Annotated in this window: 11 protein-coding genes; 2 read left to right on the top strand and 9 right to left on the bottom strand. The window is 44.0% G+C overall.

Annotated elements, in window-relative coordinates; all coding sequences use genetic code 11:
• The first annotated feature begins 39 nt into the window (after positions 1 to 39).
• Positions 40 to 2,853 (top strand): CHAT domain-containing protein, encoded by a 2,814-nt coding sequence (locus tag F6K53_RS18485; RefSeq protein WP_293081628.1) that lies wholly within the window; start codon positions 40 to 42, stop codon positions 2,851 to 2,853.
• 19 nt (positions 2,854 to 2,872) lie between these two features.
• Here the strand turns inward: F6K53_RS18485 and F6K53_RS18480 are convergent, their stop codons facing one another.
• From F6K53_RS18480 to F6K53_RS18445, 8 genes are all read right to left on the bottom strand, one after another.
• Entirely contained in the window at positions 2,873 to 3,046 is a 174-nt protein-coding gene (locus F6K53_RS18480; protein WP_293081625.1) for a hypothetical protein, read from the bottom strand.
• A complete protein-coding gene (locus F6K53_RS18475) occupies positions 3,043 to 4,443 on the bottom strand; it encodes a CHAT domain-containing protein (RefSeq protein ID WP_293081622.1) in 1,401 nt (466 codons plus the stop codon). Before F6K53_RS18475 ends, F6K53_RS18480 begins: the two co-directional genes overlap by 4 nt.
• Positions 4,444 to 4,909: 466 nt before the next feature.
• Positions 4,910 to 5,977, bottom strand: coding sequence for a magnesium chelatase ATPase subunit I (bchI, locus tag F6K53_RS18470; RefSeq protein WP_293074746.1), 1,068 nt, complete (start codon positions 5,975 to 5,977; stop codon positions 4,910 to 4,912).
• 75 nt (positions 5,978 to 6,052) lie between these two features.
• The gene (locus tag F6K53_RS18465; protein WP_293074749.1) at positions 6,053 to 6,364 is read right to left on the bottom strand and encodes a hypothetical protein; all 312 of its coding nucleotides are present in this window, start codon (positions 6,362 to 6,364) and stop codon (positions 6,053 to 6,055) included.
• Between the two features lie 2 nt (positions 6,365 to 6,366).
• Positions 6,367 to 7,467 (bottom strand): transposase, encoded by a 1,101-nt coding sequence (locus tag F6K53_RS18460; RefSeq protein WP_293081619.1) that lies wholly within the window; start codon positions 7,465 to 7,467, stop codon positions 6,367 to 6,369.
• Positions 7,454 to 8,083: an IS607 family transposase gene (locus F6K53_RS18455; protein ID WP_293081617.1), complete on the bottom strand. Its 630-nt coding sequence runs from the start codon at positions 8,081 to 8,083 to the stop codon at positions 7,454 to 7,456. Before F6K53_RS18455 ends, F6K53_RS18460 begins: the two co-directional genes overlap by 14 nt.
• Positions 8,084 to 8,282: 199 nt before the next feature.
• Positions 8,283 to 10,007, bottom strand: a complete 1,725-nt coding sequence (gene ltrA / locus F6K53_RS18450; RefSeq protein WP_293081614.1) for a group II intron reverse transcriptase/maturase — start codon at positions 10,005 to 10,007, stop codon at positions 8,283 to 8,285.
• 582 nt (positions 10,008 to 10,589) lie between these two features.
• Positions 10,590 to 11,063, bottom strand: a complete 474-nt coding sequence (locus F6K53_RS18445) for a DUF429 domain-containing protein (RefSeq protein ID WP_293071943.1) — start codon at positions 11,061 to 11,063, stop codon at positions 10,590 to 10,592.
• Positions 11,064 to 11,317: 254 nt separating this feature from the next.
• Between F6K53_RS18445 and F6K53_RS18440 the strand changes: the two genes are divergently transcribed.
• Positions 11,318 to 11,533 carry a hypothetical protein gene (locus F6K53_RS18440; RefSeq protein WP_293018490.1) on the top strand — a complete coding sequence of 72 codons (216 nt, stop codon included), beginning with the start codon at positions 11,318 to 11,320 and terminating at the stop codon, positions 11,531 to 11,533.
• A 26-nt stretch (positions 11,534 to 11,559) separates the two neighbouring features.
• Here F6K53_RS18440 and F6K53_RS18435 read toward each other — a convergent pair whose 3' ends face one another.
• Positions 11,560 to 13,821 carry a nitrate reductase gene (locus tag F6K53_RS18435; protein ID WP_293071944.1) on the bottom strand — a complete coding sequence of 754 codons (2,262 nt, stop codon included), beginning with the start codon at positions 13,819 to 13,821 and terminating at the stop codon, positions 11,560 to 11,562.
• Between the last annotated feature and the right edge of the window lie 125 nt (positions 13,822 to 13,946).

The raw sequence follows: 13,946 nt of genomic DNA, 5'->3' as shown, positions 1-13,946 counted from the left end.
CGTAAATCCTTAGGGTTGAGGATAAAGAGGTGGATAAGGTTGCCTCTGATTGCTCTGCTAACAGCATTACTGTGCAATTTAGTACCTCCGGTTTTAGCAAAAATCCCACAAACCTTTAAGGTTGAAGGGTTGGAGGTTGAAGGGGTTGAAGGGTTGAAGGTTGAAAGGTTGAATGTTGAAGGGGATATTGCTCTTAAAGGGACAAACCTGAAACCGGCTAACCTACCCTACTCGAACGCCAAAGGCGAACAAGCTGTTAACTTTAAACCTGATAACTTTAAACCGGCTAACTTTAAACCTGATAACTTTAAACCGGCTAACCTTCAACCTGCTAACTTTAAAATTTCCACGTTACTTAAACAGGGCAAAGGTCTCTACGATTCAGGTAGATTCGCCGAAGCAGTAGATGTTTTAGAACAAGCTCTTGAGAGTAATCAAACTCAGGGAGATAAACTCTCAGAAGCGATGGTGTTAAGTAATCTCTCGTTGGCTTATCAGCAACTGGGGTTATGGACTCAAGCCAAGAATGCGATCGCTAATAGTGAAAAAATATTGCGCTCTCTAAAAGCCACCGATAAGTCTACAGGATACTTACAAGTGCTGGCTCAATCCCTAATGATCAAAGGAAGTATTGAGCTTGGTTCATCAGAAGCAAAAGCAGCAATGGAAAGTTGGGAGCAAGCTGCGGTAACTTATGGTGAATTAGGGGATGAAGCCGGTCAGATTCGGAGTCGGATTAATATAGCGCAAGCCCTACAAGAATTAGGAATGTATAAGCGGGCGTTGAATCTACTCAATCAGGTCGAGGAATCGTTAACTGCTCAACCTGACTCTTTGAACAAAGCGATAGGATTGCGATCGCTTGGAAATATGCGTCAATTAGTAGGAGAGCTGAGTCAATCCCGGGAAACCTTAGAAAAAAGCTTAGAGATTGCCCGAAACTTACCATCGTCTGAAGAGATTAGCGCTACATTATTTAGCTTAGGGAATACAGCACGGGCTCAGCAAGAATTAGACGAAGCTATTGATTACTATCAACAAGCATTCGATGAGTCATTAGATCCAATCACTAAGCTTGAAGCCCAATTAAATCAACTTAGCTTATTGATTGACAATAAAAGGATTGCGCAAGCACAAGCATTAATTCCTCAAATCTGGCCTCAACTGGAATCCTTACCTCTGAGCCGCCGCAGTATCTATCTGAGGATTAATTTTGCTCAAAGCCTAATGAAGGATGAAGTCAGAAGTATCAAGGATGAAAGAAATGTTCAGACTTCAGCCAAGAGACTTCAGCTTTCGGCTAAGACTGGGGTTGAGCCTTCTTATGAAATTGCGAAAATCCTAGCTACTGCAGTACAACAGGCTAAAGCATTGGGAGATAAGCGAGCGGAAGCTTATGCTCTTGGTAGTCTAGGTCAACTCTATCAGAAGAATCAGCAGTTACCAGAGTCTCAAGACCTGACTCAACAAGCCTTAAAGTTAGCTCAAGAAATCAATGCTCCAGATATTAGCTATCGCTGGCAATGGCAACTAGGACGTATTTTGAAACAGCAGGGGGAAGAGCAAAATGCGATCGCAGCTTACACCGAAGCAGTTAACACTCTCAAGTCTCTACGGAGTGACCTAGTAGCTGTTAACCAAGAGGTCAGGTTTACATTTCGAGAGAGTGTAGAGCCAGTCTATCGAGAATTCGTGCAATTACTGCTGCAATCAGACAGCAGGAATTCCAATCCCGACAACTTGGAAAAAGCCCGTGAGATCATTGAGTCACTGCAGCTAGCCGAACTAGATAACTATTTTCGCTCAGCCTGTTTAAACGCTACTCCTGTAGTGATTGATCAAGTCATCGACCAAGTTGATACTAAAGCAGCATTAATTTATCCTATCATATTACCAGAAAGCGTGGATATCATTATCCGCTTACCCCAACAACAACTGCGCCACTATAGAACAGAGCTTCCCCAAGACCAAACTGAATCTACTCTGGAAGAACTGCGTAAGTTTTTACAGCAGGTTCATCGACGGGCATTTTTACCAATGTCGCAGCAGGTATACAATTGGGTAATCCGACCGATTGAAGAGGATTTAGCTAACTCTCAAGTAGACACCCTAGTATTTGTTCTTGATGGAGCCTTGCGCAATATTCCCATGGCAGCACTTCACGACGGTAAGCAGTATTTAGTCGAGAAGTATAGTATAGCGCTAACCCCTGGACTAGATTTAATGAATCCCGAGCGCTTAGTCAGGGAAGATATCAAAGTCCTAACGGCTGGGTTGTCTGAATCCCGTCGGGGATCTGTACCTTTGCCGTTTGTAGAAGTAGAGCTAGAGAAAATTAAGGCTCAAGTTCCTAGTGAAATCCTCCTCAATCAGGACTTTACTGAAACCAGGTTTGAAAATTCTTTGGAAGCAGCTACTTTCCCAGTAGTACACATTGCTTCCCATGGTCAATTTAGCTCTGAAGCCCAGAAGACTTTCATTATGACCTGGGATAGTAATATCAATGTTACTGAATTGAAGGAATTACTGCAAACTACAGACCTACGGCAACCCACTCCGATCGAATTACTGGTGCTGAGTGCATGCCAAACAGCAACTGGGGACAAGAGAGCGGCTCTGGGTATAGCTGGTGTAGCGATAGAAGCAGGAGCACGTAGTACCCTTGCTACTATTTGGTTAGTGGATGATGAAGTCACAGCTGTGTTAATGAATCGGTTTTACCAGGAACTTACTGACAAATCAATCTCAAAAGCTGAAGCCCTCAATCGCGCCCAAAAATCAATTTTACAAGACCCAAGCTATGAACACCCTTATTTCTGGGCTCCTTATATCATGGTAGGGAATTGGTTGTAATAACGTAAGCTATCAGCAGTCAGCGGTCAGTGGTCAGCTGATGGCTGATGGCTGATAGCTGATAGCTGATAGCTGATAGCTGATAGCTGATAGCTGATAGCTGATAGCTGATGGCTGATAGCTGATGACTGATAGCTGATGACTGATAGCTGATAGCTGATAGCTGATGGCTTAAAGAAGAGCAAGCTATCACCAAGGATTACCAACTAAAGTAAAAGCCGCCCAATAATAGGGATGGGATAAATCTTCAGAGTTGAGAGATGCTAATTCTGGAGGCAAGGACACATTTGGTCGATCAGTAAGACTAGCCAAACTTACCTTTTGTTTCAACATCCCGATCTGAGCTTGTCGCAACGCTTCAGCCTTAATTGGTACAGTTTTAAGAGACTGATAAAATTCATTCATCAGCACTAGGGTTCCACCATCGCTGACAGACCACAAACTAGCTACTGCTGACTTGACATTGGCGCGAACCGCTAATCCCGCAAAGCCTAACTCAGCCTCTTTATCCCCGATGGCAGTTTGACAAGAACTCAGCACCAATAATTCTACCACTGGTGAGTGCCAACGCAATTCAGTGAATATATCTAAAGTCAGTTTACTATTCCAAAACTGAATATAAGACTTGTTTGGTTTTCCCGCCTGGAAGTCTGAATGAGTTGCCAGGTGCAGGATTTGAAAATTCTTATGATATCCCAGTTGCCACTGTAGATTAGTTAGGGTAAAATCTTTATTGAGGAAAGATTTTCCTTGCCAGGGATATTGGGTGATAACAGATAACTCTACTGGCACAGCAGGTAAAGGATTGTGATCATTAAATTCTGATGCTCCCATAGCCAAAACTTGGGAATTTTTCAGGTCGGTATAGACAGTATCTGTTAATTTGAAGGCAGGAATCAGGGCTAAACTATACTTTTCCACCAGAAACTCTTGGCCATCATGTAAGGCAGCAAAGGGCAAGTGGCGTAACCCCCCACCTAGACAAAAAATTAGATTGTTGATGCCTTGAGCTTTAAGGTCTGGTTCCACAGGCTCAATGATCCACTGATAGAGTTGTTGAGCTACTGGTAGATAATGTTTAGAGTGCCTACGAATAGGATTAGTAATAGTTTGGATAAACTCTTGCACTAGACTCAACAGAGCTTCCTTATTGGCTGCGGAGACACGCTTGTGAATGGGCTTACCTTCTGGTGTAATTAATACCAGCTCTAGTTGCTGGGGTCGCGGAACCATGTAGATAAGACCAGGCTTTTGACCAGTTTGATTGGTGATTTTGCCAAGAGTATCAGCAATTTCTTCCACAGTGATGGATTGGTCAGGGAAATTGATGTCTAGGTGATTCTGATATTGTTTTTCCCAAGTTTGTTCAATTAAAGGTACTGCTTCTACTACTTGGTTATTGTCCAGGGCTGTTCCAAAGTTGGGGGGATTAACAGCTGGTGATTGAGCAATAGTTTGAGTAAGAGCATTGGAGCCAATATTGTTAGACATTGGCTTAGTGACTTGTGCTTGCACCGAAAAAGCACTGATAGTTCCGGTGAAGTGTAGTGTCGCTAGGAACCAGCTAAAGCTAGTCGCTATTCCTTTCATAGTTACCTCACGGATAAAAGCAAAGGTAAGTAGTAAACGTAAGTATTTAGCGAACGCGCCCCGCGTGACCTACGGTCAATCGCGCTACGCGCACTTTACACGAAGGCACTTACCCAGTCAGCTTTGGAATCAAGCAAAACTTAGGAATTTGGCTGAAACTGGCCAGTAGATAAGTTTTTCTTGACAAATCTCCGTTTTTCGGATTATCCTGATTAGGATTAGCTGAAAGCTAAACGCTAAACGCTGAATACTTACGATTAGAAAGAGCAAAACTGACAGCAGATGGATTTTTGCTCCATCTGTCAGAATAGTCAATCTTTCTTAAAGCAATGAGTAATAGCAATCCTATTTAATGGGAATTAGGATTGCTGATTAGACTTGCTCTATAGTACTTATCCGCCTTGAGTTAACTATTTATGCAAGAAAGAAAATTAATTATTTAAGAAAGGTATTGCGCTATAGTAACTCAATCTTCTTCAGCTGCTTCAACCCCAAAAACACGGTTAAAGGATTTGAGAACCTTATATCCTGAATCAATCGACTCCAGGGGGTCTTTACGCAAGCGGTGCCGTAAACATAAGGTAATCACCCGGCGGATATCATCCACTGTAACTTCAGTTCGTCCTTCAAATGCAGCCAGAGCCTTAGCCGCACGATTAGTTACAATATCACCCCTGAGTCCATCCACATCCAGTTCTGAGCAAACTTCTGAAATATTCACCCGAAAGTCGTAGTCCATTTCTACTTCAGCAAGTCGCTCTTGAGCCATTACTATCTGTTTCTGTAACGCTTCTTGCTCAGTTTGGTGCTGTTCAATATATTGGTTGGGATTTTGATCAAACTCTCCCCGTTCTTCCACAATTTTGACTCGCAGCACTGGTTCTTTGACTGTACGGATTTCCGCGTGCATCCCAAAGCGGTCTAGTAACTGGGGTCGTAATTCTCCTTCTTCTGGGTTACCAGAACCTACTAATACAAAGCGAGCAGGGTGGCGAATGGATATGCCTTCCCGTTCTACAGTATTCCAACCACTAGCAGCGGAGTCTAGGAGTACATCCACTAGGTGGTCATCGAGCAGGTTAACCTCATCGACATAGAGGATGCCTCGATTAGCTTTAGCCAACAGTCCTGGTTCAAAAGCTTTGACACCTTCAGATAAGGCTTTTTCTATATCGATTGTACCACAAACCCGGTCTTCGGTTGCTCCTAACGGTAAATCTACCATGGGAACTTTTTTCTTGACCGTTGTCCTAGATGCAGCTGCTCCATTACCATTGCCCATCCAGTCAGGTTCCTGAGGGTCACTGTTGAAAGGGTCTTCAGCAACTACATCGATTTCTGGTAATAAATCAGCTAAGGCACGAATAGTAGTAGATTTGCCTGTGCCGCGATCGCCCATGATCATTACTCCCCCAATCTTGGGATCGATCACATTTAGGAGCAATGCCAGTTTCATTTCTTCCTGACCGACAATGGCAGTGAAAGGAAACACTAGGCGGCGAGTAGTCTTGGGCGCTTGGGCAGTAGGACTCACTGGGATTACTTTATTGTTATGGTTGATTTTTCTCGACGATTACTATTTTGCCATAGTGCGTGCCTTGAGAGTTGATCAGTCTTTTCCGTTTCGACAGGGGGTAATAATATACCCAGTTGTTGCATCTCCTAATACCCAATTAAATTCAGTTCCCCAATACCACCAGTAGGCTCCGACATAGGCGCAGATGATGCTATCTAGCTGGTCTTCGGCAGCTTTGAGGGCTTTGCCGGTAGTGGGGATGTGGGGGAAAAACGAACTGCAAAGACTAGAAGTCAGGGGCGAGGATGATAGGGAGTTGAGAGCAGGGGTAAGGGTGGGTAGGGTATCGAGAATATATTGACGAAGTTTGATTAGTTCAGCATGTGCAACATTTAACCTGTGCAAACCTACTTATCAGCAGGAATGACCTGTATAGCACCAGGTGAAAACCTGGTGGTTGTTGCCGACAAAGCACGAATCATTATGTTCCGTGCGCCATTCCAATCCCGTGGTAATGAGAAACCACATTTTGGGCATTGGAATTTTCTATTACCGCCTAATTTTTCGTGAATATGACCGCACTCCGGACAAGTCTTGCTCGTGTAAGATTCATTAACTAATACCACCCTTACATCATGCCGATCTGCCATTTGTATCAAATGTTGACGAAATTTGTAATGACTCCAGGTGAGCAGATTGCGAGCTGTCTTCTTGTTCAACTTCCTAGCTGACTTTACCACCATCAAAGATGTCTCAAACCTTGGTAAAAAGATCAGCTTGTAGTTACTAACGAGAAAGGAGGCCGACTTGTTGTGGGTGTCCTTGATCAAGTCTTGAATCTTTTGGCGTAAACGATGAGCGGCTTTCCTCATTCCTCGTCTCTGACGTTTGGCAGAGCTTAAGTCAATACGACTCATCAACCGATCTAATTGTTGACAAAGTCTTTGGATTCTACCAATATCGCTCTTACCTATTTCGATATAATTTCTGCCATCAAAACCAGTAAGGAATGTCCTAACACCTGGGTCTAAGGCTATTACTCGTTCCTCTTCAGTAGGAGTGGGCTCAATGTACTCAGGAAAAATCCCGTACCATTTTCCTTTGATCCACACTAATTGAGTTCCGTAGATACATTCGCTAGGGAAGTCTTGAGGTGAGCGGAAAGACAATCCTTTTACTTTTGTTGGGTACCAGAAACCCTTCTTGAAGTTTCCTGCTTTGAACTTGATCACCTGCCTTGTCTCTCGACAGGACTTAAACTTAGCAAAACCTCCGTTAGCTTTCGCCTGCTTAACTGCATCGAACCCATCTGCCACGGCTTCTTGTAGTTGGTGGCCTGGTAATGTCTTTACCCACTCTGGTCTATCCGCACTTCTTGCTAATTTCTGTAAATCGTAAGCACTACCTTGATAGCCATTCTTGATAGTAGCTATTGACCAGTTATAAACCCACCGATAAGCGTTGAGCCAAGTTTTCCAAACTTTATGAAGTTCTTTAGACGGAAACACCCTGATCTTTGAGACACTGTTGGGTGTCAACTTCACCGTCTGATTCCGAGGTTTTTTCTTGTACCGCTTTCGTGACTTGTTTTTGGTATTTTCGGAGTCCGTAAAGCCTAGCAGAGAAACAGTGGAGGATGGACAAGATATCTTCGACGAGTTCTTGCTCTGGGGATAATTTACGTTCATGGAGAACCAAGAGTTTAACTCCACTTTTTTGGCACAACCATTCAAGTAACGGAAATCCAAATCGGACTGCTCTATCTGGGTATGCAATGACAAATGCCGAGATATCAGAGCTGTATATTCGTTCCAATATTTTGATAAACTTTCGCCGTTTAAAATTGAGTCCCGATCCAACTTCTGAAATAACTTCAGCGTTTGGGTATTTTGACCGTAAAAATTCAGCTTGTCTATCAAGGTCGTCTCGTTGGGAGTGTGTAGAGACTCTTGCATAAGCGACAATGGGCTTACTCTGCGGGTCTTGTCCTTCAACACAAAACCTTCTTTGATTCCCTTGAGTCCTGATGCTGTCAAGTCTTCCGTCTTTATCCCATCTCCTGAGTGTTGTAATGGAGACACCGTAATATTCGGCTGCCTCTTTTGGGGTGACATATTTTTTCATAACGGCTTAACCTCTACAAATCTATACTAACATCTTTGTAGAGATATGAAAAGGTTTGATGAGATTAAATGCTAATAGTTACACCTCTTTCCCTTAGTTATTAGAGTCGAACGAGGGATTCCTCCCCCGAACTCTCCTCCAGAACCGGACATGACTGTTCCCAATCATCCGGCTCCTCCTGGTGGCATTGGTATCTTGCCTATACTTCATGGGGATATTCCGCTCTTTGCTGTCTGGTTTTATTATTATGACAGTGGGAGTGTAGGAGCTGTTTGTTTTCTAGCTTATTACTACCACCGGCTCTTTTAGGGATGATGTGGTCTATTTCAAATACATGATCAGACATGAATCTGTGATTACACAGAGCACATCTCCCTTTTTGCCTTTTCAGGAGTTTATTCACAGTTGGCTTTACACCATGATATTTGGCTAATCTTTCAGCCCAGTAGTACCAATCACCATCGTATGGCGATTTTCCTTCCTTTAGTCTAATCACCCTTTTTATGTGTGTATCCGTATGTTTATTTAGGGTGTACTGACCGTCAGGAGTTCTGAATATCCATCCTTCACCTTTATCTATCCACCAATAGTTGGCTATGGCTTTCTTGGTTCCTTTGTTAGGAGACCTGTATTTAGCCCATCGCTCAAGTTTTAGGAATAGTTTACTGTCGATTTGGCTGAATATTCGGGAGCTTACTACTGAGTTGTATTGGTTAGCCCATCCAGTGATTTTGGAGTTTAATTCCCCGATTAACCTGGCTTGGTCTGAGTGTCTGTGGCTTCGGACAACTTCCTTTAGGTTCCTTAGGTGTCTCTTTACGGATTCTTTACTGGGTTTTATTAGGGTTTTGTATCCTAATTTGTTCCCTTGTCTGTCCTTTTTGCTGTTGACCTGATTAACCTCGTATTGTCGGACGTTGAAACCCAAGTAGTCGAAACCTGCTTTTGTTCCTTTCCTCCCTAAGGTGTGTGCTATTGAGGTTTTTGATTCTTTTAGATTTAGTCCGATTTCCTTTAGCCATTCCTGGATGACCCCTCTGGCTTCCAGAATCATCTCCAAGCTCTTGTGTAGGACAACAAAGTCGTCCGCATATCTGTGAACCAGCGGTGGTCTTAGATTTATTTTCTGTGGGAGATTATATCTTTCTGCCAGATGTCGGTTTGTGTACCTTACGGGGAAGGTCTCATTCATTAGCTGTGTTAGCCCATGGAGAGCTATATTTGCCAATAATGGTGAGATTACTCCTCCTTGAGGTGTTCCGGCTGGGGTTTCAATGAACCCTTCTTTTCCTAAGGCTCCAGCTTTTAACCATGCTTTTAACTGTCTTCTCATCCGAGGATAAGTATTTATTTTATTTAACAGTTTTTCATGGTCGATTCGGTCAAAGCACTTTTCTATGTCCGCATCTAGCACATAGTAGCTGCTCTTGTTTATGTCAGCGTATATGGCTGCTATTGCGTCCTTAGTGCTTCTACCTGGTCTAAAGCCATAAGAGTTAGGTTCAAACTGTGCTTCCCATTCTGGTTCTAGAGCCAACTTGGCTAAAGCCTGTTTTGCTCTGTCTTCCATGGTGGGGATACCTAGAGGTCTTTTTTCTTTCTTGCCGGGTTTGGGTATCATTATTCTCCTTACCGGTTTTGCCTTTCCATCCAGTTCTAATGACTGGGCTAAAGCTAACCTTTCCTTTGGAGCTAGACTTTTCTTCCCATCGATACCAGCTGTCTTTTTGCCTCTATTATCCTGGGTTACTCTTCTTACGGCTAATAACCGGGCAGATTTTGATTTGGTTAGTAGTTTTTGGAGCTTTCTAACTTTAGCTCTTTCCCCATTCTGTGAGGCTTTGTAGATACGTTTTTGCAGCTTGAACACTGCCCTCTCAATGGACTTCCAGTTGAGAGAGTTCCAGTTATTCAGTTCCACCATCACGGTTTCGTGTGTATTGGACATATCTGCTACTCGTGTTCTACTCTTGCCGACTCAGGGGTGTCCGTCTGCATATCCTTAGGCTTTCCCTAGGGCGTTAGCTTCTGACACCGTCTTTCCGGGATAACCCTTGCGGTTGAGTACCTACCCATATTGGGAGGAACTATCCCGGTTACTTCGTTCCGTGTGACCATTGACTGACCGGGTTGGGTACTGGCTATACACCGAGAGATGTCCCTTTCGGGAGAAGGATGTCGAAACAAGCAAGGCAAAACCTGTTTCCTTTTCATCTCTAAATCGATAAAGGACTTAAGTCATTGTGTCCTGAATCTTACACTGACGATGCGTCTGGCACCAGTTCGTTGTCTTACCCTTTCGGTCTCCCTTGCGGTTTGAGCCTCAAATGACTTTTGGCGTGACACCGCTTATTATTCCTTGCACTCGACTCTTTGATACTCAGTCTCCAAGCCTAGGAATATGGAGTAACCAGACATCTTGGTTGTAGGATTTTAACCTACATGAACCACACAGTTAAAGGGTTTTATCCCTTCGAGCAATCCCCCGGCTGGAACCGGTTTCTGCTCAACGAATCGCACTCCCTTTTTTGTATTTGAGAATGCGATTGAGGTTGAATAGCTCAACGATGGCGGGATGGGGGAAGACTTCGATTTGGTAGCGCCCTAGTTTTTGGTGAGTGATAGTTGGGGCATGGATAAATTGCCGTTTTTCTAGGCTCAGACCAAATTCTATAGTGCGCTGGGCGAAGGGGCGTTGGCGGTTGGCGGGATAACACCCAGCATGATAGCGACCAAAGTATTTATGGGTCAGTCTATCCGGTAGACGCATTCCTGTAGGGTTGGGAATCAGGGTAGGAGCGTCTACTGCTACCATGGCGGGTTCTGGAGATGGTGACCAATGGTCTATCCAGTTCAGGATATCTGTGATTGACTCTTTGCGGTCTAAATCTAGCAGGTTTAGGGTGCCGTCAAACCAATCTAAGCAACAAAGACCAGTTGCTCCAGAAGTCCAGCCCAGGTCTATGCCTAAAAACCTCATAACTTACTGTATTTCACAAAAATTAATTAAATTCAGTAACTAATGTTACTTTTTATGTTTTTATTTGGTAAATCTAGCTACTTTTTCCAAAAATTTTTGTATGATTCAAAATGTAAAGGATTTTAGTGCATAAAAAAATACCAAGTTGCCGACTGTCCCTGCAACTTGGCATGAATAGGAACAATGCACTGCATCCTCAAAGACAACAGTGAAATATCCCTATATTCGTACACATCTATTCTGAGGTTTTAGTCATGAGCATGCAAGAGCTTAGCAGCACAACCCAGTCTCATGTTGTAACTACACACTGGCAGCATCCAGTCAGGATGACTATGCTGATAGTTTTGTGCTCCTTGGTGATGGGGTTAGTGCCGTTTATGTCTATTTCAAATCTTGCCCAGACACAAACCCAGACTCCAATCACCCTTGGTGAGGCAGGTCTTTGGGAAACTCTCGGAGAGCGGAATTAAGAATGGAAGGTTAAAACTTTTAACAATTACCTCAAAACTTTGAGCTTTTGTAAAATCGGTGTTCCTAATGGCTCTTGGTTGGGATTTTGCGATCGCATACTGTCAGTTTCACTGATGGGCACCAAGTTGACAGCACAGGCTTTTAATTCTGGTTCTAGGGAAATGGGACAAGATTCAGGATGGGTCAGAGCATTAGCTTCTGCCTGATTTGCCCACAAAGCTCCCCAGTGCATGGGGGCAAAGACTGTACCAGGAGTAATCGCTTTAGTGACTTGAGCTGGGAAGCGGCAAGTTCCGCGACGCGATCGCACTTCTACCCAACCCCCATCTTTAATCCCCAGCTTCTGGGCATCACGGGGATGAATTTCTAGTAACGGATTGGGGTACATTTTGGTAATTTTCTCAATCCTGCCGGTGCGGGTTTGAGTGTGCCAGTGACCATAGAGTCTGCCAGTTGTCAGAACCAAAGGATACTCTTCCTCGGGGGGTTCTGCCAGTCCTTTAGAATGGAAGGCAGCAAATTTTGCCTTGCTATCTGGCGTATTGAATCGGAAGTCAGTATAAAGCCGTTTGCCAGTATTTAGTGCTGATTGCTGATTGCTCAGTGACTCAGAAGACTCTTGGTTTTGGAACTCCTCAGGGCAGGGCCATTGAATCGGACCGTTTTTCCGTAAGCGCTCGTGACTAAGTCCAGTCATATCACAAAGTCGTCCACGGGTAAGTTGGACAAATTCCCGATAGACAGCGGCAGAGTCAGTAAAGTCAAATTCTTTAGTAAAGCCGAGGCGACGCCCTACTTCCGCAAAGATTTCCCAATCCGGTCTGGCTTCTCCTGGTGGATTACGGAATTGGGGGCAAAAGGTGACAACTCGCTCAGAGTTAGTCATAGCGCCAGTCTTTTCACTCCACTGGGCTGCTGGCAGCAAGACATGAGCATAGGCAGCGGTTTCAGTGGGGTAGTAGGCATCTTGATAGACAGTAAAGGAGGATTTTCTTAGGGCTGCCTTAGTTCGTTCAATATCCGGCATACTCACAGCTGGGTTAGTGGCAGCAATCCACAAGAAACCGACATCTCCAGTTTCTAGACCTTTGATCATGCTCCAAGCATCAAGACCAGCATTGGGGGAAATTGTCCCTGGCTTGAGTTTCCATAACTGTTCCACCTCACTGCGGTGTTGGGGATTCTTTACTACCCGATAACCCGGTAAGATGTGAGCCAGTCCTCCAGCTTCTCGTCCTCCCATCGCATTAGGTTGACCAGTTAGAGAAAATGGTCCTGCTCCTGGTTTACCAATGTTGCCTGTCATCAGGTGCAGATTAATGATGGTGCGGACTTTAGCAGTACCTTCTGATGATTGGTTGACCCCCATTGACCACAAAGACAGGACACGCTTCGATTTTGCCCAGTAGCGAGCAGCTTCCTCAAGTTCATGCACCGGTATACCACATCTTTCGGCAACGATATCCGGTGGATAGTTGATAATTACCTGAGCGTATGCGGAGAATTCGCTGGTACACTCCTCAATAAATTCAGTGTCCAGTTTACCCCAGCGCAATAGTAAGTGAGCAATACCATTGAGTAAATCAATGTCAGTACCCGGTTTAATCGCTAGATGTAAGTCAGCCAGCTTAGCGGTAGACGTGCGGCGAGGGTCTACCACTATCATTTTAACATGACGATGCTTTTTGTGATGCTTACGCAAACGATTAAATACAATCGGGTGACAGTCTGCTGTATTAGTCCCAATCAAAAAGGCACAGTCAGTTAATTCTAGATCGTCATAGCAGCAGGGAGGACCATCGGAACCAAAACTTTGGATGTATCCAGCTACAGCTGAGGACATACACAGGCGGGAATTAGCATCAAAGTTATTGGTACCCAGACAACCTTTGAGCAATTTCTGAGCAATATAGTAGTCTTCGGTTTGGAACTGACCGGAACCGTACATACAAATTGCTTCTGGTCCTTGGGTGAAACGAACCGTCTGAATCCGATTCACTACTCGGTCTAGGGCTTCATCCCAACTCACTCGCTGAAATGGTTGATCTAGGGAATCCCGCATCATGGGATACTTGAGGCGGTCTTTATCCAAAGACTCACTAACCGTGGCACCTTTGACACAAACCATACCCTGGTTTGAGGGATGAGAGCGATCGCCTCTAACTTTCCAAATCGGATTGCCTTGACTATCTCGATAGGTAGCACGACCAGAACCAGCTGGAGGTAATACTTCCAGACCACAGCCAACCCCACAGTAGGGACAGAGTGTCTTAGCTGAGTCAGTCATGATTTTTACCCCCAATTTTTTTTGAGTCTTTTTAGTATATTTTGTGACTAGATTAAATATTTTTGCAATTAATTTTTAATTAATAATTCTTATATCAAATATCAGCTATTTATAACAAACGTTTA

It is taken from the genome of Moorena sp. SIO4A1 (assembly GCF_010672065.1).
Classification (GTDB): domain Bacteria; phylum Cyanobacteriota; class Cyanobacteriia; order Cyanobacteriales; family Coleofasciculaceae; genus Moorena.
This window is presented reverse-complemented; position numbering and strand designations above follow the sequence as displayed.

Excerpts from the sequence above, each read along its gene's own strand:
- F6K53_RS18475 (WP_293081622.1), bottom strand. The coding sequence starts at position 4,443 with ATGAAAGGAATAGCGACTAGCTTTAGCTGGTTCCTAGCGACACTACAC.
- F6K53_RS18455 (WP_293081617.1), bottom strand. The coding sequence starts at position 8,083 with ATGAAAAAATATGTCACCCCAAAAGAGGCAGCCGAATATTACGGTGTC.
- ltrA (WP_293081614.1), bottom strand. The coding sequence starts at position 10,007 with ATGGTGGAACTGAATAACTGGAACTCTCTCAACTGGAAGTCCATTGAG.
- F6K53_RS18445 (WP_293071943.1), bottom strand. The coding sequence starts at position 11,063 with ATGAGGTTTTTAGGCATAGACCTGGGCTGGACTTCTGGAGCAACTGGT.
- F6K53_RS18440 (WP_293018490.1), top strand. The coding sequence starts at position 11,318 with ATGAGCATGCAAGAGCTTAGCAGCACAACCCAGTCTCATGTTGTAACT.
- F6K53_RS18435 (WP_293071944.1), bottom strand. The coding sequence starts at position 13,821 with ATGACTGACTCAGCTAAGACACTCTGTCCCTACTGTGGGGTTGGCTGT.